Below are 21,607 nucleotides of genomic sequence, written 5' to 3' on the forward strand. Positions count from 1 at the left end.
CAACCTCGTCGTGGCGCCGGTGGGGGCCGACGGGAGGGTGGCGCTCCACAACGGGTCGGGCGGCACGGTGCACCTGCTGGCCGACGTCGCCGGCTACCACCTCGGCACGACGACACCGCCGCCGGCCGGGACGGTGTGCACGAACCCGTACTTCACCACCAGCGACTCCAACGGCGGCATCAGCGACGGTGGCTACTACGTCCACAACAACCTGTGGAACGCGTCCCGCTACCCCGGCACCAATGGGACCACGCAGGTCTGCTCGTTCCACTCCTGGAACCACGTCGGGACGGCGAGCAACTCCAGCCGTGACGGCGCCGTCAAGACCTACCCCAACGTGCACAAGGACTACTCCGGCCGGACGATCGGCAGCTTCCCGCGCCTGACCGCGCGGTACGCCGCGACGCCTCCGAACGTCGGCATCTACAACGTGGCCTTCGACCTGTGGCTCAACGGGGTGCCGAACGACGAGGTCATGATCTGGACCGACAACCGCAACCAGGTCCCGGCCGGGTCCCGCTTCGCCACGGGGGTGGTGCTCGGTGGCCGCGCCTGGGACGCCTACGCGACCAGCGGCAACGGCTACATCGCCTTCGTGCCGTCGGGTGGAGCGCGCTACCCCTCCGGCACCGTCGACATCAAGGCGATGCTGGGCTACCTCGTCAGCGCGGGTCGGGTGGCGTCGACCGCGACGGTCGACCAGGTCTGCTACGGCGTCGAGATCGTCGACACCGGCGGCTCGCCGGCCACGTGGAAGTTCACCGACTTCGCGCTCACCGACTCCTGAAGGCAGGCTCACCTCCCTGGGAGTCGAGTGATCCAGAAGGGCGCCGTCGCGGGCGACGGGATCCCGAAGCGGGCGTTGACGACCGGGAACCACCCGAGCGCTGCGGTGGCGGTCGGTTCGTGGTGAACCTTCGACAGGGGTCCGCCGTTGCACGGGAACGGGTATGTGATAGAGGTCACACGCATGAGCGTGCGAACGCGGTGCGTCGACGCGACTGCGACCGTGGTCAGACCATCGACACGAAGGGCAGCAACCTCATGGCTGAAACAGACGTCACCAAGGTCCAGGCCGCGCAGACCGGCGGCGCGTCCTCGACCTCCCAGGGTCGCACGATCATCTCCGACACCGTGGTGTCCAAGATCGCCGGCATCGCCACGCGCGAGGTGTCCGGCGTCTACGCCCTCGGCGGGGGCGCGGCGCGCGCGGTTGGCGCTCTCCGCGAGCGCATCCCGGGCGGCCGCGTCAACCAGGGCCAGGGCGTCGGAGTCGAGGTCGGCGAGACCCAGGCCGCCGTCGACATCGACATCGTCGCCGAGTACGGCATCGCCATCGCAGACCTCGCTGCCGACATCCGTCGCAACGTCATCTCGTCGGTGGAGCGCATGACCGGCCTCGAGGTCGTCGAGGTCAACATCACCGTCCACGACGTCTACCTCGACGAGGGTGGCGAGGACGGATCCACCGAGGCCCCGCGGGTTCAGTGACGGACATGGTGGCGGCACGCGTGGACGGCCCCGAGGCGTCGTCCGAGCCCACCGAGCTGGCCGACCGCGTCACCATGGCGGTCCTCGCCGTGCCCGGTGTGACCGGCATGCACGGCGGCCACCGCGGCGTCACCGCGACCTACCTGCCCGGTCGTCGCGTCGTCGGCGTCCGTCTACGCGAGGACCACACCGAGGTCCACGTCACCGTGGACGGCCACGTGCCGGTACGGCCCGTGGCCGACGAGGTCCGCCGCGTCGTCCAGCCCCTCGTGAACCAGCCGGTGCACGTCACGGTCGAGGACCTCACCCCCTGAGGCACCCCGGCCCGCACACCCCGTCGACGTGCTCGCATGTCGACCCCAAGACCTGGAGATGACACACATGACCGCTTCGTCCGTCGGCCTCCTCGCCGGCATCCTGCTCGGAGTAGCCGCCGCCGCAGGCGGATTCACCGGATTCCTGCTGGCCCTCGTGCTCGGTGCCGTCGGCTTCGTCCTCGGCGGCCAGAGCGACGGCGAGTTCGACCTCGGTCGCGTGCTGCGTGGACGTGGCCGTGAATGACGCGGTGACCTCCGTCGCGGACGGCTCGGACAGCGCGGAAGCCAGGCCTGACCCGGGTGAGCGCGGCTCCCTGCAGCTGCGGGACCGGGCCGTCGAACGCATCGTCGAGGCCGCCGTCCTCGAGGTCGACGGAGTCCTGAGGCACGCAGAGGCGCTCGACCGCGTCACCGGCCGGCAGCTGCCCCGCGTCGAGGTCGTTGTCGCAGGCAACCGCGCCAGGGCCTCCGTCGAGGTCGCGACCCGGTGGCCGACGCCGCTCGCCGACCTGGCGGCCCGCACCAGGGACGGCGTGACCGAGGCCCTGGCCAGGCTCGCCGGTCTCACCGTCGAGGCGGTCGACGTGCACGTCGCCTTCTTCAGCACGGACGTCCCCGAGCGGAGGCGGGTCCAGTGACCCAGACGCAGACCCAGACCCCGACGCAGAGTCAACCGCGAGCCGCCGCGCCGACGCGGACGGGGGCACCGACGCCGACCGGTGCGCCGCCCGCCACGGCCTGGGCCGTGGTCCTTGCCCTGCTCCTGCTTGCCGCCGGTGCGCTGCTGCTGCGCGATGCCGCCGTGGTCGAAGGCCTGCTCGACGGCACCCCGTTCACGACGACCCTGGTCGACAAGCTCCGGAGCGTGCGACCACAGGCCTACTACGTGCCCGCCGGCGTCATCCTGGCGCTGCTTGGGCTGTGGCTGGTGGTCTCGGCGCTGCGTCCGCGTCCCCGCCGTGACCTCGCTGTCGGGGACACCGCGCTGGTCTGGCTGACGCCGTCGGCGGTCGCCAGCATCGCCCGCTCCACGACGTCCGGCGTCGACGGCGTCGTGGACGCTCGGGCGACGGCCACCCGCCGCTCCGTTCGGGTGCTCGCGCGCACGACGAGCGCCGACCCCGAGCTGCGCCGTCGGATCTCCGCAGCAGTCGAGCAGTCCCTGCAGGGACTGGCGGCGACCCCTACGGTGCGCGTGACCACCCGACCGATGGGCGACGACTCATGACCCGCCGGACTGTCGCCGTCGACCGCGTTCTCGTCCTGCTTGCCGGACTGCTGCTCATCGCCATCGGCGTGGCCGCGGTGCTCTGGCGCCAAAGGCTGCTGCCCGGAGCCAAGGCCCGGCTCGTCCTCGCATCAGGCGTCGCCGACGCGCCCGCGCAGTCCTGGTGGGCAGGGGCGCTCGCCGTGGCAGGACTCCTGCTGGTCGGCCTCGCCCTCTGGTGGCTGCTCTCCCACCTCAAGCGGTCACGTCCGACTCGGCTGGGTCTGTCCGGCAGCTCCGCCCAGGGCAGGCTCTCCTACGACGTCGGCGCCGTCGCCGATGCGGCCGCCCGCTCGCTGGGCTCTCAGCCCGACGTGACGAGCGTGCGGTCCGCGACGGCATACGCCGGTGGGCGGCCGATCGTCGACCTCAAGGCCACCACTTCGGCCCGTGCCGACGTGGCCGGCATCGAGCGTGCGGTCGCGGGTGTCGCCCACCAGCTCACCGCCGCGACCGACGGCACCGTGCGCCTCCGCGTACGCGTCGACGTACGGCGCCGTGCTCCAGCCCCGCGCCGGGTCACCTGACCGCCGGCCAGGACGCACGTATGCCGCCCGGCCCAGCCGGGCGGCATACGTGCTCTCGGCGTCCCGGGGGGTCGGGTCAGCGGAAGAGGTCGAGCTTTCCGTGCTTCTCGGCCAGCAGGTAGTAGACGGTGACGCGGTTCTTCGAGCGGTCACCCTTGAGCACCTGGCCGACGTCGGCCAGCGAGGCGTCGAGGGCGGCGTCGGAATCAGTCAGCGCCAGCTTCTTCTTCATGAATCCGTCTCGGACACGGCTGGTCTCGGTCTTGTCGCTGAACGACACGAGTGCCGAGTCGCGCTTCTGCAGTGCGATGCCGCAGTGTCGGACGATGCCCTTGATCGCGGCGTCGTCGGCGTCCGGCGAGTACTTCCTGACGTCTACTGCCCAGTCTTCTCCCATGTGCCGTGCCCCTCTTCGTTGAATGGCTGGTACATCGGCGACGCTAGACCCCGCACCAGCCCCTGAACAGGGGCGCTGTCAGGCGGTCAGCTTCGCCCAGGTGCGGGGGCCGACCACGCCGTCGGCCGTGAGGCCGCGCGACTGCTGGAAGGCCTGCGTCCTCGTCGCCGTCATGGCGCCGAAGACGCCGTCGGCGGTGAGGCGGTAGCCGCGGTGGGTCAGCAGCTTCTGCGCCGCGACGACGGCCTGGCCGCTCGAGCCGCGCCTGACGGTGACGACGAGCGCCGACCACGTCTTGGGGCCGACGACGCCGTCGGCCGCGAGGCCCTTGGAACGCTGGAAGGAGACGACGCGGCTCTGCGTCGTCGGCCCGAACGAGCCGTCGACGGTGAGGCTGGAACTCCGCTGGCGCAGCAGGTGCTGGATCGCCGTGACGCGGAAGCCGCTCGCGCCGCGCTTGACCGTCGTCCACGCGATCGGGGCGGGCGTCGAGGTGCCGCCTCCTCCGCCTGCGCTACCGCCGATCCGCTTGGCGAGGGCTGCGAGCCGCGCGTCGCCGGGACGGACGTCGATCTCGAAGTGCATCTCGTCCTTGCGGCCCGAGTAGTCGCCGCCCCAGCGCACGACACCGTTGCAGGCATTGAGGATCGAGCGGACGTGCGAGCGCTGCGCCGCGCTGAAGGTGCCCGACTTGCCGAGCGGGTGGCGCGGCGCATTGAGGTCGATGGCCGTGCCGCTCGAGTGGTTCGACAGCGACGTGCTGCCCGAGATGACGCGGTAGCTGTGGCCCCAGCACCATCCCTTGACGAGCGCCTCGACCTCGCGGTCGAAGCGGCGCGCGACGTAGCCGAGGACGACGTGCACGTCGCCGCGGCGGACGCCGGCCGGGAAGGTCACGGCGCCGACGGACAGGGTGCTGAGCGGCACGCCGGACGACGAGCCGGCGGACCAGCCGTTCTGCGAGGTCGCAGCCTGCGCGGCCGTGGACGAGGCGGCGACGAGCCCGCCACCGAGGAGGAGGCCGCCCGCGCCGCGGATGAGCGTGCGGCGCCCGACGGCGGGACGGGTGGTTTCGTGGAGCTCACACATGACGACCCCTGTGCGTGTGTCGGTGGTGGGGACGCGGGTGCGTCCGCAGCGCCGACGCTAGGGGTGGGCGAGCCTGCCGTACAGGATGAGAGCTCCCCGTCCGTCATGAAGTCGTCGCGTCCGAGCCCGACGCCGGGGCGTCGCCGAGCGTGGTGCGCCAGTGGAGGACCTCACGCCCAGACCGTCGGCCCAGCACAGCGCCGGCCGCGAGAAGCACCTTCAGGTGGTCGCCGACCGAGCCGAGCGGCACCCACCGTCGAAGGGGGGTGGCGGTCCTGCTAGGAGACGAGGCCACGTCGTCGCGCGATGGCGGCTGCCTCGGTGCGGCCGGAGGCGCCCAGCTTGGCGAGCAGGTTGGAGACGTGGACGCTCACGGTCTTGGTGCTGATGTAGAGCTGCTTGCCGATCTGGCCGTTGGTGAGGCCGCGAGCGAGCAGCTCCAGCACCTCGAGCTCGCGCGGGGTGAGCTCCGACGATCCCTGGAGGTCGGCGCCGGCCCCGGTGCCGTGCGATCCCGCGCGCACCGCGTCGAGCTCGGCGAGCAGCGGCTTGGCCTCGAGCCGCACGGCGACCTCGCGGGCCTGCTCGGCCACCTCGCGCGACTCTGCCTCGTGCCCCGCCGCCCGCAGTGCCTCGGCCAGCCGCGCGCGGGACCGGGCGGTCTCGAAGACGTGCCCGTAGCGTTCGAAGGCAGCGACGCTCTCGCGCCACACGCCGACGAGCTCGGTGACGGGTGGCGGCTCCTCGACTCCCGCGACCCGCTGAAGCCGCAGGAGATCTGCCTCGAGCCGGGCCGTCCAGGCCCACGTCTCGCGGCTGGTGTCCTCGAGCGACTGGGTGGGCGCCGACCGTTCGAAGATGGGGCGGCTCGCCTTCTCGACCGCCGGGCGCAGCTGGCTGATGAGGCGAGCCCGGTCGGTGAGCTCGTCGACGAGGGCGACGGCCCGGGCGCGGACCGGTGGGTCGGCAGCGGGGACCAGTGCCGTGCACTGCCCGGCGACGAGCGCGGCCAGCCGCACGATCGCGTGGTACTCGCCCCACGTCGCGTCGAGGACGCCCACCGCGGCCTCGGTCAGGTCGAGCATCCCGGCGAGGTCGCCCGTCTGCCCGAGCAGGTCGACCGCGGGCATGATCGTCAGCACGACACAGAGGCCGTCGACGTGCCACCACTCGCGCAGGGCGCCGATGACGTCGGGGTCGACGGGGTCGCCGCGGCCCGATCGCACGAGCAGGGCCGCGGCGGTGAAGATCGTCCGTCCCGGCTGCGGGGCCGGCCGTGCGCCGAGGTCCAGACGCCGGAACGCGCCGTCCCAGTCACCGATCTCGTATGCCGTGAGGCCGCCGAGGAGGCGGCACTCCTGGCCCCACGGTGCCCACTCGCGGTGCATCCGCCGGGCGACCTCGGCACCGCGGTCGTAGAGCGCGAGGGAGCCGGGCAGGTCACCACGCCGGTGCGCGAGCGACGCGAGCTGGTGCACGGCCCGCAGCAGCAGCGGGTCGTCCGGCGCGATGTCCGCGACGACCGACCGCAGGTGCGCCTCGACCGAGTCGAGGTCCTGCTGCGCCTCGAGGATCCGCGCCATGATCGTGCGCACCTCGGCGAGCGCCGCGCCCATGCCGAGCCGCTCCGCGAGCAGCGACACCTCGTTGCCGACGACGGCCGCCTCGACGAACGAGCCGTTGTCGACGAAGGCCTGCACGCGCGCCACGAGCACCCGGACGCGCCGCTCGTCGGCCTCGTCGCCGATGAGCGAGAGGGCCTCGTCGGTCAGGGCGATGGAGTCGACGGGGAGGTCGAGGATGCGCGAGCGGATGACGAGCATGGCGAGGAGGTCGGCTCGAACGCGTGGGTCCTGCGAGGTGCCGGGATGGTCGAGCCGGTCACGCAGCAGGTCGATGGCGCGGATCGCGTCACCTGCGACCATGGCGGCGCGCGAGGCGCGGAGGGTCACGTCGTCGCGCTGCCGGTCGTCCTCGCCGAGCCATCCGAGCGCGCGTTCGAGGTGCAGCAGCGCCTCCTGGGGTCCGCCCACCTCCATCGCCGACTGAGCTGCCGACAGGCTGGCGCGGACCGCCGTCGGCAGGTCGCCGACCGCTGCGGCGTGGCGGGCCAGCTCGGACGCCGGGGCGAGATCGGGGCGCTCGGTCAGCACGGCGGCATACGACCGATGGAGCCGGAGGCGCTCGCCGGGCAGCAGGCCGTCGGCGACGGTCTCGCCGAGCAGGGCGTGGCGGAAGCTGTAGGCGGGCGGCCACCGGGCCTCGAGGACGTGGTGCTCCACGGCGGCGGCGATTGCCGCGTCGAGCGCCTCCTCGGGCAGGTCGACGACGCGGGAGAGCAGGTCGTGGGTGATGAACCGGCCGCCCTTGAGCGCGACCGCGCGCAGGACGCGTTGCGCCGTGTCGTCGAGCTGCTCGACGCGGGAGCGCAGCACGCGACTCAGGCCCCCGCTCAGCGACTGGCCGGCCGCGGCGCTCGCGACGAGCTCCTCGGCGAAGAACGGGTTGCCCTCAGAGCGGCGGGCGATCAGGCGGGCCATACCGGCGTCGCTGGGCGCGTCCTCGATGGCCGAGACCAGCTCGCGGACGGCGTCGTCGGCCAGCGGGGCGAGCTCGACGTGCTCGAGCCCCGCGATGCGCGCCCACACGGCGAGTGTCTCGTGGAGGGGGTGGCGACGGTAGAGGTCGTCGGACCGGTAGGTCACGACGAGTCCGACGGCAGAGGCGAAGCCGCGCGTCAGCAGGAGGGTGATGAGGTCGCGCGAGGAGTGGTCGGCCCAGTGGACGTCCTCGATGACCACGAGCGACGGCTGGGCGTCGCCCAGTGCGACCAGCAGGGCGTGGACGGCCTCCGCGACCTGGCCCGGGTCCGTGCTTCGCCCGGCGCGGTCGGGTTCGTACGCGTCTGCGCGACCGGGCAGCAGGTGGGCGAGGCTGGGGTGGGTCTCGAGCACGCGCTCGACGACGTCGGGCCGCCCGGCGTCGATCCTGCCGACGAGCTCGACGAAGGGGAGGTAGGCGAGGCTGCTGCCCGCCTGCCCGACGCAGTGGCCGATCCCGGTGAACCACCCGGCCGCGGTGGCGTCGGCGAGGAGCTGGCCGAGGATCCGCGACTTTCCGATCCCTGCATCACCCGACAGCACGACGACGCCACCGGGCCTAGCACCCGGGGTCGGGCGCAGTCCGATGGCGTCGGCGAGACGGGACAGGTCGGCGTCCCTCCCGATGAGTGGGCCCGTGCGCAACGGCATACGCGAGATCATCGCGTACTCCGCCGACAGGGGGGCGGCAGTCGGCGCCTCGAGCGAGGCTTCCCTGGTCACCGCGTGCGGCCCGGGTTGTTCTCCTCTCGGAAGATCCGCGCCATGGTCCGGCGCATGACTTCGAGGGACGAGTCGGGTCGCACGCGACGGCGGCGCGGGTAGCGCGACTCGATCTCGCTCTGGAGGGTGCGGTAGTCGACGTACGGCATGGTCATGGTCTTTCCTCTCGTGGGTACCGTTCTGGACTCCTCCAGACTCGGTCGCTGAGGTAGACCCCCACATCGGGCGACCTTCCTATCCCCGGCCGTCGGCTACCTCAGATCCGAGGTCGTATGCCGTGTGGCCCCTCTGAGGTAGGCGCTCCCTCGCGTGGCGGAGGCTCAGGCGGGCGGGAAGGCCCGCGCGATCCGGGCGTGGACCGTCGCCACTTCCACAGGCACTGGCGGTTGCGCCGATCGGGGGCGAGGTTCTGCGGCTACGAGCCGAGCCAGTCGCCTCGGCCACAGGACGTGCACGCCCCTGGTCTCGAACGACCCACCGATGAGCGGCCAGTCGGCGCCCACGAAGCAGAGGACTCCCGTCACCGGGACGGCGGGGTCCCCGAGGGCGGCGCGTACGAGCTCGACCTGCTTGAGCACGCCGTCGACGAGCTTCGAGCAGTCGCGGCCACCGACGACGAGCCGCTCGGTGCGAGGGCGGAAGAGGCCGCCCTCGACGCGCAGGTCCGGTCGCCCCTTGTACTTCTTCGCGTCGACCACGAACACACCGGTGCTCGAGGTGACGATGTGGTCGAGATTGGCGCGCGTGCGCGGGATCCGACGGTCGTGCAGGACGGCAAGACTCTCGCCGGCCAGGGCGTCGAGGCTGGAGCCCACCACCTCCTCGCCCGCCGCCCCGGTGTCCCACGCCCGCGTGCTCTGCGGCTCCTCGGTGACGGCGAGCACGAAGCCGCCGATGCGCGGGAAGCGCTCACGCACCCGCTGCTCACGGGCATCACGGCGGAGCTCGAACTCGCGCCGCGCAGACCCACCGGCCCGCCCACTCGGCTCTGGCTTCTCGTCGCCGACGCCGGCGGCATCCCCTGTGCTCACGCAGCTGAGGCCAGGGGGCGGGCGCCGGTCCCGCAGGCCGACGTGCACGTCACCCCAGCACGAGGGTGGCGGCGATCGTGAAAATCACGATCGCGATCGCGATGTCGAGGACGCGCCAGGTGACCGGCCGGGCGAAGAGCGGCGCGAGCAGTCGCGCGCCGTAGCCCAGCGCCGTGAACCAGACGAGGCTGGCGGCGGCTGCGCCGGCGGCGAACCACCATCGGCCCCCGGGCCCGTGCTGGTTGGCGATCGAGCCGATGAGCAGCACCGTGTCGATGTAGACGTGCGGGTTGAGCCACGTCAGCGCCAGGACCGTGGCGAGCACCCCGCGCCGCGACGCGGCGGGCCCCTCCGCCCGAAGGGTCTTGGGGTGGCGCGCGTTGCGCAGGCAGAGCACGCCGTAGCCGACGAGGTATGCCGCCCCGACCCAGCGCACGAGCGTGAGCAGTCCGGGGTGGGCCGTCACCAGGCCTCCGACACCGAGCACGCCGGCCACGACAAGGATCGCGTCGCTGAGGGCACAGACGGCGACGACGAGGCCGATGTGCAGGCGCGACAGGCCGGTACGCAGCACGTACGCGTTCTGCGCTCCGATGGCGACGATGAGCGACGCCATGGTGACGAAGCCGGGGACGAGGGAGGTCACACCGTCGACGGTAGATCGGATGAGTCGTTCAGTGAAGCGAAGGTTCCTTCAGGATCATTAGCATCGCTGCATGAGACTGCCACCTGAGCACCTCGCGACGCTGCTCGCCATCGTCGACACGGGCACCTTCGAGGCAGCCGCGCACCGCCTGCGAGTGACCCCGTCGGCGGTGAGCCAGCGGGTCAAGGCGCTCGAGGCGGAGGTGGGCCAGGTGCTGATCGTGCGCACGGCGCCATGCCGGGCCACCACGCCAGGCGAGGTCCTCGTGCGTCTCGCCCGCCAGCAGGCGCTCTTGGAGTCGGAGGCGCTCGCGGGCCTGAGCCCAGCCGACGCCGCCCGCGTCGAGCTGCCGGTCGTCGTCAACGCCGACTCCATGTCGACGTGGTTCGGTGGCGTCCTGACAGAGGCGTCCACGTGGGACGACGTGCTGCTGCGGCTGCACGTCGAGGACCAGGACCACTCCGCCCGGCTGCTCCGGTCCGGTGAGGTGCTGGCTGCCGTCACGTCGGATCCTGCTCCGGTGCAAGGCTGCTCGACCGAGCCTCTTGTGACGATGCGCTACCTGCCGGCCGCCACGCCGCACCTCGTGGAGCGACACCGAGCCCGCCGAGGCGTCGACTGGGCGGACATGCCGGTCGTCCGCTTCAACCACAAGGACGACCTCCAGCAGCGCATCCTCGACCGCCACGGGGTCACGGCCCAGCCGCCCACGCACGAGGTGCCCGACAGCGCGGGTTACCTCACGGCCGTCCGTGCCGGGCTCGGGTGGGGCGCCCTCCTGACGACCCAGCTGGCGCCGCTGCTCGAGAGCGGGGAGCTCGTCCGCCTCGGGTCGCGCGACCACGTCGACGTGCCCCTTTACTGGCAGCGCTGGCGACTCAGGTCCGTGCACCTCGACCGGCTGAGTGACACCGTGCGGCGAGAGTCGGCGCGTGCCGGCATACGTTCACCCCGCGGCAGTGGGAGGGGCCGCCCGGAGGTCGGTCTCGACGGATCCTCCGCGCCACGCGCGGCACGCGACTAGGTTGGGTGCCGCACGCTCGTCCCGCTCCGGGAGCGGAACGCCCCGCGTGAGGAGGCAAACCGCGTGACTGACGCGACCGCGCCACCCGGCGCATCGACCGCACCGGACCCGATGGCCATCATCCGGTCCAGGGCCTACCTGTCCGCGCTGCTGCTCGCGGCCCTGCTCGGTGTCCCGATCTCGGCCATCGCCTACGGATTCCTCTGGCTCGTGGGTGAGCTGCAGACCTATCTCTTCCGGGACCTGCCATCCCACCTCTTCAGCGCCGGCACGCCGGCCTGGTGGCCCGTGCCCTGGCTGATGCTCTGTGGACTCATCGTCTCCCTGACCATCCGCCACCTGCCGGGGAATGCCGGCCACTCGCCGGCCCTGGGCCTGGTCATGGGGTCTGGCCCCGCAGCGAACCAGGACCTCCCGGGCATCGTGCTCGCCGCTCTGGCCACGCTCAGCCTCGGGGCGGTGCTCGGGCCCGAGGCGCCGCTCATCGCGATCGGCGGCGGCCTTGCGGCCCTCACGGTGCGCTTGGCGAAGAAGGACGCCCCGCCGATGGCCGTGACGGTCATGGCGTCGGCCGGGAGCTTCGCCGCCATCAGCACGCTGCTGGGCTCCCCCCTGCTGGGCGCGTTCCTCATCATGGAGGCGGCCGGCATCGCCGGGATGACGCTCAGCCTGGTCGCGCTGCCTGGCCTGCTGGCCTCCGGCATCGGCGCGCTGGTCTTCGTCGGACTGGACGCCTGGACGGGCGTCGGCACGTTCTCGCTCTCGCTCACCACCGTGCCGCCGGCCGGTCAGCCCACCCTCTCCTCGCTCCTCTGGGCGGTGCCGGTCGGCATGGTCGCAGCCGGGCTGGGCTGGGGCATCCGGTGGCTCGGGCTGAGCGTGCGGCCGCTCGTGCACCGCAACCGCGTGCCGGTCACCGTGGGACTGGGCCTGCTCATCGGTCTGTGCGCTGCGGCATACCAGGTCAGCACCGGGCGCGACTTCAGCGAGGTGCTCTTCTCCGGACAGAGCGCCCTTCCCGGGCTCGTCACCGACGCGGCCGGCTACTCGATCGGCGTGCTCGTGCTCCTGGGGCTGCTCAAGGCGATCGCCTACGGCCTGTCACTGAGCGCCTTCCGCGGTGGCCCGGTCTTCCCGTCCATGTTCCTGGGAGCCGTGCTCGGCATCGCCGTCAGCGGTCTCCCGGGCCTCGGGCTTGCCCCCGGCATCGGCATGGGAATCGGCGCCGTGTGCTGCGCCATGCTGCGACTGCCCCTCACCTCGGTGCTTCTCGCAACCATCTTGATGGGCGCCGACGGAGTCCGGATCACCCCACAGGTCGTCGTCGCCGTGGTCGTCTCGTTCGTCGTCATCACGGTGCTGCCGACACCGGGGCCGCCGCAGCCCACGGCCGCGTCCGAGCCGGCAGAGCCGCCGCAGGCAGTCGAGCCGGCGGAGCCGGCAGAGCCGCCGCAGGCAGTCGAGCCGGCGGAGCAGGCCGGGCCGGCCCCAGTCACCCACAAGGGATGAGTCGCATCGCCGAGGGTCGGTCGATAGTGGAGTGATCGGCCCGTCGACGAGAAGAGAGCCAGCCGGGATGAGCGTGCGACCAGAGCGGCTGAACGCGGCGATCGCCTGGCTCTTCATGGTCGGCTCGGCGTGCTTCATGGTCGGCTCGGTGCCCGCCTATCTGAACGCCACCGGTGGGTGGGCCGACGGCGTCACCTACGTCGTCGGCTCGATCTTCTTCACCAGCGCGTCGTACTGCCAGCTGGTGCAGGCGCAGAGCCCCGCGACGACCGCTGTCGACGCGGCCTCCCAGCACGACCGAGCCCCCGTCCGTCTGCGCGGCTGGCGCCCGCACGACCGCGCCTGGCTGGCCGCGGCCGTCCAGTTCCCCGGCACGCTGGCCTTCAACGTCAGCACCGTCGCAGCGCTGACCCACAACGCCACGGCCAGTGAGTCCGATCGCTACGTCTGGCGGCCCGACGTGGTGGGGTCGGTGCTCTTCCTCGTGTCCAGCGCCGTCGGAGTCCTCGCGGTCTCACAGGCGTTGCTGACCTTCCAGCCCCGGTCCTTCCCGTGGCGCATCGCCTGGGTCAACCTGCTCGGCTCCGTGCTCTTCATGGTCTCGGCGGTCGGCAGCTACGTCGTGCCGAGCACCGATGCCGAGCTGAGCGCGCACCTCGTCACCGCCGGGACCTTCTTCGGGGCCCTGTGCTTCCTCGTCGGCGCGGCGCTCATGCTCCCGGCCTGGCGCCACGCCATGGCGCCCGCATCACTCGCCAGCCCCTAGACCGAGCCCCATCTGTCCAGAAGCCCCACCTGTCAAGAGGAGAAGCGCATGTCCGCACTGTCCGAGATCGACGCCGTAGCCGCGCTCTACGGGAACCGCTTCGTCACCGAGGAGGTGCCCAGCCAGGAGTTCCCGGCCTTCGGGATGACCGCGCTCGACGCCATGCGCCTCGTGGGCGAGGACCTCGCGCTGGAAGGGGACCCGGGCCGCAACCTGGCAACCTTCGTGACCACCTGGATGGAGCCGGAGGCGCAGCGCATCATCGCGGAGAACCTGCACCGCAACTTCATCGACCACGCGGAGTACCCGCGCACGGCCGAGATCGAGCAGCGCTGCATCCGGATGCTCGCCGACCTGTTCCACGCGCCCGGGCCGACCACCGGCGCCCGCACCCAGGGCTCGTCCGAGGCGATCATGCTCGGAGCGCTGTCGCTCAAGTGGAACTGGCGCACCCGTCGCCAGGCCGAGGGACGGTCGACCGACCGCCCGAACCTGGTCTTCGGCGGTGACGTGCACGTGGTGTGGGAGAAGTTCTGCCGCTACTTCGACGTCGAGCCCCGCATCGTCCCGCTCCAGGCCGGGAAGTACACGATCGGGCCTGAGGACGTCGCGCCGCACATCGACGAGAACACCATCGGCGTCGCCGCCGTGCTCGGCACGACCTTCACCGGGCACAAGGACGACATCGTCGGCATCAACGACCTGCTCGTGCAGCTCAAGAACGAGCGCAGTCTCGACGTGCCCTTGCACGTCGACGGTGCGAGCGGCGGTTTCGTCTGGCCGTTCCTCTACCCCGAGTCGCCGTGGGACTTCCGGCTCGAGCAGGTGCGCTCCATCAACGTCTCGGGGCACAAGTTCGGTCTCGTCTACCCCGGGATCGGCTGGCTCGTCTTCAGGGAGACCGCCGACCTGGCACCGGACCTGGTGTTCAAGGAGAACTACCTCGGCAAGACCGACTCCACCTTCACCCTCAACTTCTCGACCGGGTCCGCGATGGTCCTCGCGCAGTACTACAACCTCGTGCGCTTCGGCCGCGAGGGCTACACGTACATCATGCGCAACATGCAGGAGAACGCCCGGCTGCTCGGCGACAAGCTCGAGGCGATGGGGCGGTTCGAGCTGATCGGTCGCAGCGAGGAGCAGCTGCCGCTCGTGGCTTTCCGGCTCACCGGCCAGCACCCCTACAACGAGTTCGACATCGCCTGGCAGCTGTCGGCCGAGCGCGGCTGGATGGTTCCGGCCTACACGCTTCCGCCGGACGCCCAGGACGTCACCATCATGCGCGCACTGGTCAAGGAGACGATGACCCGCGAGCACGTCGACACCCTCGCCCGCGACATCGAGGAGGCCTGCACGACCCTCACCGCTAAGGGCGGGGCGCACCCGTCGGAGCGGGCCAAGATGGTCGTGGGACCCGGCCACTGAGCGGCGCCGCCGTCCGCCGCGCAGTCACCGCTCGTTCTGCGGGCGCTCCTGCGAGGCGGACAGCTGCCAGGCCCGCCACGCGGCATATCCCCCTATGACGTCGGTCGCGCGGTGGATGCCGAGTTCCTGCAGGGCTGCCGCGGCGAGGCTGGAGGTGTAGCCCTCCTGGCAGAGCACGACGACCTGGAGCTCGTGGCTCGCGATCGGCAGCGACGCGTCGCTCGCAGGGTCGAGGCGCCACTCGAGGACGTTGCGCTCGATCGGCGTCGCGAAGGACAGCTCACCCTCGGCCTCGCGCTGCTCAACTGGACGGATGTCGACCACCACGGCGCCGTCGGCGCGGGCCGCCTCGGCCTGCTCGGGCGTCAGGCGGTGGAGGCGGCTGCGTGCCTCGGCGAGCACCTCGTCGATGGTCCGAGCGGGGCGCTGGCTCACCAGTCGACCCCGACCTCGGCCTGCTCCTCGACCTCCAGCACGCCGTCGACGGCGCGGTAGTTCGTCATGGACGTCAGTTTGGGGGCGTAGACGTGCAGGCTCACGGCGGGGTCGGGTCCGGCATTCGTGACCCGGTGCAGGTGACGGGTGCCGAAGGTGCGCTGGTCACCCGGGCTGAGCAGGACGCCTGGCCCGCTCACGCGCCGGACGTCGTCGGAGTCGGCCGCGCCGCGGTAGCCCGCGACCTCCTCGGTCAGCAACCCTTGGAGCACGACGAACGAGCCGGCGCTGCCGCCGTGGTCGTGCCACGGCGTGCCCTGGCCGGGGAGCCAGGTCAGCAGCCAGGCTTCGTGCTGGGCGTCGGCGAGGAGCCTCGCGTAGTAGCGGGTGATGGGGTCGAAGTCGACGAGGCCCTGCCAGACGGTGCGCTGGCGGGCGAGACGACGGGCGGTGTCGGCGAGGTCGACGGAGATGCGCTGGGCGCCGCGGGACATGGTCGTGCCTTTCGGGTCGGCGAAGCAGGATGCGGGGCGCTCGGGAGGCGCTGCGCTCGCTGGCTCATCCGCTCAGCGGGCGCGCCGGCTCCCGAGCGGGCGACATGGATCGGAGCCGCCCCGGACATAACCATGTGTTGTCACGTGAGAAACGTTAACTTATGCATGGGGGTGGAGCAAGGCGGTTCCGTTGGCGGGATCTCGGGCACATCTGACGGGAAGGCCGGCAGCGCGTTGTCGGTGCTCGTGTCTAGGGTCTGGGGGTGACCGTGGATTCCCGCACCCCCTCCGCAGCCCCGACGAGTACGCGCCGCGCACGGTGGCTCGTGCTCGCTGCGGTCGCAGTGACGCTCCTGCTCTGGGCCTCGGCCTTCGTGGCGATCCGGCACCTCGGGCGGGACGTGCCACCCGGCGCGCTGTCGCTCGGGCGCCTGCTCGTCGCCTCCGCCGCACTCGGCGTGCTCGTGTTCCGCCGCCCGCGCACCTGGCCCGCGAAGCGCGACTGGCCTCTGCTGCTCCTATGTGGCGTGGGCTGGTTCGGCGTCTACAACTTGGCCCTCAATGCGGCGGAGCGGCGCATCGACGCCGGCACGTCCGCCCTCATCGTCCAGATCGGCCCGATCATCGTTGCCCTGCTCGCCACCGTCTTTCTCGGCGAGAAGATGACCCGCTGGCTGCTCATCGGGATGGCCGTCGGCTTCGCCGGGGTCGTCGTCATCGCGCGCGGCTTTTCCTCCGGCGACTCGGGGAGCTCGGGCGACATGGTGGGGGTGTGGCTCGCCGTTTTGGCGGCGGTGACGTATGCCGTGGGCGTCCTCGCGCAGAAGCCCCTCCTCGGCCGCCTCCCGGGTCCCGAGGTCACCTGGCTGGCCTGCGTCATCGGGACGGTCGTCTGCCTGCCGTGGACCGGTGAACTCGTGGCGGTCGTGCGCGACAGCGACGCGGGCATCCTCGGCTGGATCGCCTACCTCGGCATCTTCCCGACCGCCATCGCCTTCTCGACGTGGGCCTACGTGCTGGCGCGCAGCGATGCCGGCACGCTGACCCTGACGACCTTCCTCGTCCCCTTCATCGCCACGCTCATCGCCTGGGCATTGCTCTCCGAGGTCCCGCCGTCCCTGACCTTCGTCGGTGGTGCGCTGTGCATCGCGGGAGTGCTGCTGACGCGACGCAAGCCGCGGGCGAAGGCCGCCGCCGAACCCGCCGCCGAACCGGAGGTGGAGCCCTGACTCCTGTTGATCGCGCTGTGCCGCAACACCTTCGGGCCGAATCTGGCGGCTGAAACCCTTGCCTTTCGTTCGAACAGGTGTTCTACTATAGGTAGTCGGCGTTCCGGGTGAGGGGAGTGAGTTCGTGCCATTCCTCGAAGCCGGGCGCCCGTCCGATGCGGATGGCCAGGGCGGTCACCTCAACCCGCGGATCGTCGCGGTGCTTCGCCGTGGCCGCGGCCGTACCGCCGGCGCCGCCGGTTCTGGGGTGCAGCGTCCGCCTGTCTCGCTGGAGGACGAGGCTGACGGCGTGCTGTGTGGCAGCGCCTGGCGGTCGACGTCGACACCGGCCGGGCCCTGGAGCTGTCCAGCGACCGCTACACCCCGACGCGCGAGATGCTCGAGCACGTCCGGGCCGTCGACGGCGTCTGCCGCGGCCCGGGCTGCCAGGTCCCGGCCGAGCGGTGCGACCTCGACCACCTCGTGCCCTGGCCGGCCGGCCCGACCCACGTCTCCAACGCCGAGTCCCTCAGCCGCGGCTGCCACAACGGCAAGACCGCCCGGATCTGGGACGTGCGCCGCACCGACCACCAGGGCATCCGCTGGACCTCGCCGGCCGGGCGCGACTACGTCACCTACCCCAAGGACTGGCGCGAAGCACTTCACGACCCCGGCTCCGGGCCACCGGATCCGGGGCCGGCCCGACCGGCCGACGACCCACCCCCCTTCTGAACCCTGCCCTCCGGGTGCGCGCCTCGTGGAGGTGGCGGGTCAGTCGCCGGTGATGGTGGTGAGGCAGAAGGGGTGCCCGGCGGGGTCGACGAGGACCCGCCAAGCGCTGGGCGCCGGCTGGTGGGCGGCCTCGGTGGCGCCGAGGGCGACGGCTCGCGTCACGGAGTCCTCCAGGTCGGTTACAAGCACGTCGAGGTGCAGCTGTTGGGGTTGGCCGGCCTCCGGCCAGGTCGGGGCCACGTGGTCGACGGACCGCATCATCGTGACGGCGACTCCGCCGTCCGACAGTGAGACGACGGCGCCGTCGGCGCTCTCGTAGGCGCGAGGGAGTCCGAGGAGGGCGCCGTAGAAGTCGGCGAGCGCCGACGGGTTCTTGCACTCGAGTGAGACGGAGGCCAGTCGGCCGACGGACGTGTGTGCAGGGGCTGTGCTGGACGTCATGGGGACACCCTCGCACCTGACCCGGACGCCGCGGGGCGGGGGCCTGGTGCGGGGGGTGCGTCGTGCAGCACACGGTCGAGGTCGCGATCGCGCTCCGCGTCGGCGCCGAAGGGCGCGCGTGGCAGCGAGAACGTCCGGCGGTGGTGCCGCTCGAGGGCGACGACGAAAGCGACGATCATGGCGACGAAGAGGATGATGTCCATGGCAGAAACTCTGCGCCCGCTCTGATCCAGCCACGAGTGGCAGAACCGTCGATGTTCGACAAGATCCTGCCAGCGGTGTCATGCTGACCGGATGCTGCGCACCATCGCCGTCATCGTCCAGGAGCCGGTCGCCATGTTCGAGCTCAGCGTGCTCTGCGAGGTCTTCGGCGTGGACCGCACCGACGACGGCGTGCCGGCGTTCGACTTCCGCGTCTGCTCGGCCCGACCCGGCGAGGTGCTGCACACGACGAGCGGCATGAGCATCGTGGCGCCCCTCCCGCTCGAGTCCGCCCGCGGCGTAGACCTCGTCGCGATCCCGGGCGGACCCGTCGACGGCCCCTACGATCCCGACGTTCTCGACGTCCTGCGCGACAACGCAGCCGCCGGCCATCGTGTGCTGTCGGTCTGCTCCGGCGCCTTCCAGCTCGCCGCCGCAGGCCTGCTCGACGGTCGTGGCTGCACGACTCACTGGAGGTATGCCGGCCGGCTGGCCGAGGAGCACCCGCGGGCTTGCGTCGACCTCGACGTCCTCTATGTCGAGGACGGCCCCGTCCTGACCAGCGCGGGCACGGCGGCCGGGATCGACGCGTGCCTGCACATCGTCCGGACCGAGCTCGGCTCGGAGGTTGCCACGCGGATCGCGCGTCGCATGGTGGTCCCGCCCCACCGCTCGGGAGGCCAGCGCCAGTTCGTCGAGACGCCCCTGCCGTCCGAACCGTGCGAGGGCTTGCAGGACGTCATGGAGTGGGTGGTCGAGCACCTCGACGAGGAGCATTCGATCCCCTCGCTCGCGCGGCGAGCGGCCCTGTCCGAGCGCACGTTCGCCCGCCGCTTCACTGCAGAGGTCGGCACGACCCCGCACCGGTGGCTCACCAGCCAGCGGGTCCTGCGGGCGCGGCACCTGCTCGAGACGACCGACCTCGACATCGAGCGGATCGCCCGCGAGAGCGGCTTCGCCACCGCGGCGGTCCTGCGCCACCACTTCCAGCGCGAGATCGGGATCCCGCCCGTCGCCTACCGTCGCGCCTTCACCAAGCAGCCCGTCTCCGCCTGAACCGCCTCAACGGGTCGCGAGGACTGTCTGCCGTTGTATCGGCGCGACGCTAGATTGCGGCATACACCCTGATCAGCCCCGGTTGCGCCGGGCGATCGCGGTCGAGAGCGCCGTCGCGAAACCGCACCACGCGGCATACGGGGACAGGGCGATCCCGGCCCCCTTGTTGACGGCCCCCGCACGACGAGCCAGGTCCGCCGAGCTGGCCGTGAGCAGGGCCGCCTCGACCGCCGAGACCCAGGGCTTGCGCACGCGCCAGAAGAGCACGCTCCACGCCGTGTTGAGCGCGAGGTTGGCGCCGAACGCCTTGAGGTAGGCGTTGCGCCCCTGCGTGTCACCCGCCTTGTCGTATGCGTTGAGCACCGCCGCCGAGCTCGCCGCGATGTCCGTGTACAGCGCCGTCCACACCACCGGGAAGGCGAGTGTCGGCGGCTGCCAGTCCGGCAGGTCGAGTGAGCGGTACCACCGCGAGTCCGGCGCCGTGGCGAGCGACCCGACCACGACACTCGCCACGGTCGCAGCGCTCGTCAGGGCAAGGTTGCGCATCGCGGTGTCGGGCTCGGCCGTGCGCATCGCCGTGCGCACGGCGGTGTCGAAGTCCGTGAAGCCACCGGGGACGTCGACGTGGTCGAGCAGGTCGTTCTCCTTGGCGACCACCTCGTGGACGAGGCTGCCCACGAGTGGCTTGGCCAGGCCGGCGGAGATCGGGGTCACGAGTCCGACCCAGTGGCTGGCCAGGCGCGGAGTCAGCACCGGCACGGTCACGACGACCGGACGGCGCCGACCCGTGGCGTCGGAGAAGCGGGCGATCATCTCCCGGTAGGTGAGCACCTCGGGGCCGCCGATGTCGAACGTGCGGTTGACCTCCGGCGGCAGGCTGCCGGCGCCGACGAGCAGCGTCACGACGTCGTCGATGGCGATCGGCTGGATCCGGTTCTCGAGCCACTTCGGGGCCACCATGGCGGGCAGGCGCATGGTCAGATACCGCAGCATGTCGAACGACGCCGACCCGTCACCGAGCACGACCGCCGCCTGGAGCACCGCGGTGGGCACACCGGAGTCGAGGAAGATCCGCCCGACCTCGACCCGGCTCGCGAGGTGCGGGGAGAGCACCTCGTCGTCAGGGTGCAGCCCGCCGAGGTAGACGATCCGCGACACCCCGCCCTGCTTGGCCGCCTCGGCGAAGCGCGTCGCCGCCTCCCGGTCGCGTTCCTGGAAGTCGGGCTTGTCGTCCATCGAGTGCACGAGGTACCACGCGGCATCGACGCCGTCGAGCGCCTCGAGCATGTCGTGACTCGACGACACGTCGCCCTCCGCGACCTCGACCCGGTCGACCCAGGGGCGGTCGTCGAGCGAGCGGCGGTGGCGGGTCAGCACGCGCACGTTCCAGCCCTCGTCGAGCAGCCGCGGCACGACGTGTCCGCCGATGTAGCCGGAGGCCCCGGTCACGAGGGCGGTGCGGTCGGGGGCGACGGTCGGGTTGGAGGTCATGTGGTCACCTGGTCAGCTCGAGGGCGGGTGGGAGGAGCAGGAGCATCCCGGTCGACCACGTCACGTGCGTGATGATCGGTCCGAGGATGCCGCCCGTGACGCGTCGCTGCAGCGCGGTGACGAGCCCGATGATCGCTGCCGCGAGCACGAGGAGCGGGATGCCGCTGCCGACAGTGGTCAGGGCGTAGAGCACGGTCGTGATGGTGACCGCGTGGGACGGCAGGGCGGCATACAGCGCCCCGCGGAAGTAGAGCTCCTCGACGATCCCGTTGACCATCGTGATCGCGAGCACGACGGGCAGCGAGCCGAAGCGGGCGTGGTCGAGCAGCTGGTCGACAGGCTCGCGCAGGATCGGGATGCGGGCCACGACGAGCGCGCCCACGAGGAAGACGAGCAGCAGCAGCGCGCCGAGCGCGAGCGACTGCACGATCGGACGCGACTCGCGCTCGCCGGACCGGGTGTGCCCCCGCCCGACGTGGAGCGGGCCCGACGCGACGGCTCCGATGCCCCACACGGCGGCGAGGGCGATCGAGCCGGTGTAGAAGAGCGGGTCGCCGGGGCGGATCCGGAGGGCCCACGCAAGCACCACCGAGCCGATGACGAAGGTGACCGCGACGACCACCCGTCGCCGGGTGCGGGCCTCGGGTGGGTCGCCGTGCTGGCCCCGGACGGGGACGAGGAGGGCGGCGTCGAGGAACGCCCGCAGCTCGGCGACAGGTCCTCTCACCGGTTCTCCT

General features: G+C 71.8%; 26 protein-coding genes. 15 read left to right on the plus strand and 11 right to left on the minus strand.

Annotated features, from left to right (window positions below; all coding sequences use genetic code 11):
- The 7 genes from AC3WRT_RS14300 to AC3WRT_RS14330 all read left to right on the plus strand — a co-directional run.
- Positions 1-787: GH12 family glycosyl hydrolase domain-containing protein (locus AC3WRT_RS14300; protein WP_492722974.1), on the plus strand; the 787-nt coding region annotated here is incomplete at its 5' end.
- 257 nt (positions 788-1,044) lie between these two features.
- Positions 1,045-1,491 (plus strand): Asp23/Gls24 family envelope stress response protein, encoded by a 447-nt coding sequence (locus AC3WRT_RS14305; protein ID WP_492722976.1) that lies wholly within the window; start codon positions 1,045-1,047, stop codon positions 1,489-1,491.
- A gap of 5 nt (positions 1,492-1,496) precedes the next feature.
- On the plus strand, positions 1,497-1,805 hold the full coding sequence (locus AC3WRT_RS14310) for a hypothetical protein (RefSeq protein WP_492722978.1): 309 nt from the start codon (positions 1,497-1,499) through the stop codon (positions 1,803-1,805).
- A 67-nt stretch (positions 1,806-1,872) separates the two neighbouring features.
- Positions 1,873-2,052: a DUF2273 domain-containing protein gene (locus AC3WRT_RS14315; RefSeq protein ID WP_492722980.1), complete on the plus strand. Its 180-nt coding sequence runs from the start codon at positions 1,873-1,875 to the stop codon at positions 2,050-2,052.
- Between the two features lie 4 nt (positions 2,053-2,056).
- Positions 2,057-2,446, plus strand: a complete 390-nt coding sequence (locus AC3WRT_RS14320) for an Asp23/Gls24 family envelope stress response protein (protein ID WP_492722982.1) — start codon at positions 2,057-2,059, stop codon at positions 2,444-2,446.
- Positions 2,443-3,036 carry a DUF6286 domain-containing protein gene (locus AC3WRT_RS14325; protein WP_492722984.1) on the plus strand — a complete coding sequence of 198 codons (594 nt, stop codon included), beginning with the start codon at positions 2,443-2,445 and terminating at the stop codon, positions 3,034-3,036. Before AC3WRT_RS14320 ends, AC3WRT_RS14325 begins: the two co-directional genes overlap by 4 nt.
- Entirely contained in the window at positions 3,033-3,602 is a 570-nt protein-coding gene (locus AC3WRT_RS14330; protein WP_492722986.1) for a hypothetical protein, read from the plus strand. Before AC3WRT_RS14325 ends, AC3WRT_RS14330 begins: the two co-directional genes overlap by 4 nt.
- 76 nt (positions 3,603-3,678) lie before the next feature.
- Here the strand turns inward: AC3WRT_RS14330 and AC3WRT_RS14335 are convergent, their stop codons facing one another.
- The 6 genes from AC3WRT_RS14335 to AC3WRT_RS14360 all read right to left on the minus strand — a co-directional run bounded on the left by AC3WRT_RS14335 (position 3,679) and on the right by AC3WRT_RS14360 (position 10,088).
- Positions 3,679-3,999 (minus strand): DUF2853 family protein, encoded by a 321-nt coding sequence (locus AC3WRT_RS14335; RefSeq protein WP_492722988.1) that lies wholly within the window; start codon positions 3,997-3,999, stop codon positions 3,679-3,681.
- 78 nt (positions 4,000-4,077) lie between these two features.
- On the minus strand, positions 4,078-5,088 hold the full coding sequence (locus AC3WRT_RS14340) for a peptidoglycan-binding protein (RefSeq protein ID WP_492722990.1): 1,011 nt from the start codon (positions 5,086-5,088) through the stop codon (positions 4,078-4,080).
- 278 nt (positions 5,089-5,366) lie between these two features.
- A complete protein-coding gene (locus tag AC3WRT_RS14345; RefSeq protein WP_492722992.1) occupies positions 5,367-8,411 on the minus strand; it encodes a helix-turn-helix transcriptional regulator in 3,045 nt (1,014 codons plus the stop codon).
- Positions 8,408-8,566 carry a hypothetical protein gene (locus AC3WRT_RS14350; RefSeq protein ID WP_492722994.1) on the minus strand — a complete coding sequence of 53 codons (159 nt, stop codon included), beginning with the start codon at positions 8,564-8,566 and terminating at the stop codon, positions 8,408-8,410. The genes AC3WRT_RS14345 and AC3WRT_RS14350 overlap by 4 nt, the downstream gene beginning before the upstream one ends.
- A gap of 165 nt (positions 8,567-8,731) precedes the next feature.
- Positions 8,732-9,442, minus strand: coding sequence for a nuclease-related domain-containing protein (locus tag AC3WRT_RS14355; RefSeq protein ID WP_492722995.1), 711 nt, complete (start codon positions 9,440-9,442; stop codon positions 8,732-8,734).
- A 49-nt stretch (positions 9,443-9,491) separates the two neighbouring features.
- Positions 9,492-10,088 (minus strand): LysE/ArgO family amino acid transporter, encoded by a 597-nt coding sequence (locus tag AC3WRT_RS14360; protein WP_492722997.1) that lies wholly within the window; start codon positions 10,086-10,088, stop codon positions 9,492-9,494.
- A 70-nt stretch (positions 10,089-10,158) separates the two neighbouring features.
- Here AC3WRT_RS14360 and AC3WRT_RS14365 point away from each other — a divergent pair, with 70 nt between their 5' ends.
- The 4 genes from AC3WRT_RS14365 (at position 10,159) to gad (ending at position 14,812) form a co-directional block, all read left to right on the plus strand.
- Positions 10,159-11,112, plus strand: a complete 954-nt coding sequence (locus AC3WRT_RS14365; RefSeq protein ID WP_492722998.1) for a LysR family transcriptional regulator ArgP — start codon at positions 10,159-10,161, stop codon at positions 11,110-11,112.
- 63 nt (positions 11,113-11,175) lie between these two features.
- Positions 11,176-12,621: a chloride channel protein gene (locus AC3WRT_RS14370; RefSeq protein WP_492723000.1), complete on the plus strand. Its 1,446-nt coding sequence runs from the start codon at positions 11,176-11,178 to the stop codon at positions 12,619-12,621.
- A 67-nt stretch (positions 12,622-12,688) separates the two neighbouring features.
- Entirely contained in the window at positions 12,689-13,387 is a 699-nt protein-coding gene (locus AC3WRT_RS14375; protein WP_492723001.1) for a hypothetical protein, read from the plus strand.
- Positions 13,388-13,435: 48 nt separating this feature from the next.
- Positions 13,436-14,812 (plus strand): glutamate decarboxylase, encoded by a 1,377-nt coding sequence (gene gad, locus AC3WRT_RS14380; RefSeq protein WP_492723003.1) that lies wholly within the window; start codon positions 13,436-13,438, stop codon positions 14,810-14,812.
- A 24-nt stretch (positions 14,813-14,836) separates the two neighbouring features.
- Here gad and AC3WRT_RS14385 read toward each other — a convergent pair whose 3' ends face one another.
- Both AC3WRT_RS14385 and AC3WRT_RS14390 read right to left on the minus strand, forming a co-directional pair.
- Entirely contained in the window at positions 14,837-15,247 is a 411-nt protein-coding gene (locus tag AC3WRT_RS14385) for a rhodanese-like domain-containing protein (RefSeq protein ID WP_492723005.1), read from the minus strand.
- A complete protein-coding gene (locus AC3WRT_RS14390) occupies positions 15,244-15,741 on the minus strand; it encodes a cysteine dioxygenase (protein WP_492723006.1) in 498 nt (165 codons plus the stop codon). Before AC3WRT_RS14390 ends, AC3WRT_RS14385 begins: the two co-directional genes overlap by 4 nt.
- A 263-nt stretch (positions 15,742-16,004) precedes the next feature.
- Between AC3WRT_RS14390 and AC3WRT_RS14395 the strand changes: the two genes are divergently transcribed.
- Both AC3WRT_RS14395 and AC3WRT_RS14400 read left to right on the plus strand, forming a co-directional pair.
- On the plus strand, positions 16,005-16,970 hold the full coding sequence (locus AC3WRT_RS14395; RefSeq protein WP_492723007.1) for a DMT family transporter: 966 nt from the start codon (positions 16,005-16,007) through the stop codon (positions 16,968-16,970).
- Positions 16,971-17,264: 294 nt separating this feature from the next.
- A complete protein-coding gene (locus tag AC3WRT_RS14400) occupies positions 17,265-17,681 on the plus strand; it encodes an HNH endonuclease signature motif containing protein (protein WP_492723008.1) in 417 nt (138 codons plus the stop codon).
- A 39-nt stretch (positions 17,682-17,720) separates the two neighbouring features.
- Here the strand turns inward: AC3WRT_RS14400 and AC3WRT_RS14405 are convergent, their stop codons facing one another.
- On the minus strand, positions 17,721-18,122 hold the full coding sequence (locus AC3WRT_RS14405; protein WP_492723009.1) for a VOC family protein: 402 nt from the start codon (positions 18,120-18,122) through the stop codon (positions 17,721-17,723).
- Between the two features lie 62 nt (positions 18,123-18,184).
- Between AC3WRT_RS14405 and AC3WRT_RS14410 the strand changes: the two genes are divergently transcribed.
- On the plus strand, positions 18,185-18,412 hold the full coding sequence (locus AC3WRT_RS14410) for a hypothetical protein (RefSeq protein ID WP_492723011.1): 228 nt from the start codon (positions 18,185-18,187) through the stop codon (positions 18,410-18,412).
- Between the two features lie 4 nt (positions 18,413-18,416).
- On the plus strand, positions 18,417-19,379 hold the full coding sequence (locus AC3WRT_RS14415; protein ID WP_492723012.1) for a GlxA family transcriptional regulator: 963 nt from the start codon (positions 18,417-18,419) through the stop codon (positions 19,377-19,379).
- Between the two features lie 72 nt (positions 19,380-19,451).
- On the opposite strand, the gene AC3WRT_RS14420 is transcribed toward AC3WRT_RS14415, so the two are convergent.
- Positions 19,452-20,870: a tryptophan-rich sensory protein gene (locus tag AC3WRT_RS14420; RefSeq protein ID WP_492723014.1), complete on the minus strand. Its 1,419-nt coding sequence runs from the start codon at positions 20,868-20,870 to the stop codon at positions 19,452-19,454.
- Between the two features lie 4 nt (positions 20,871-20,874).
- The gene (locus AC3WRT_RS14425; RefSeq protein ID WP_492723016.1) at positions 20,875-21,597 is read right to left on the minus strand and encodes a CPBP family intramembrane glutamic endopeptidase; all 723 of its coding nucleotides are present in this window, start codon (positions 21,595-21,597) and stop codon (positions 20,875-20,877) included.
- Positions 21,598-21,607 lie beyond the last annotated feature (10 nt).

The organism is Terrabacter sp. FW104-15G4B (assembly GCF_058790095.1).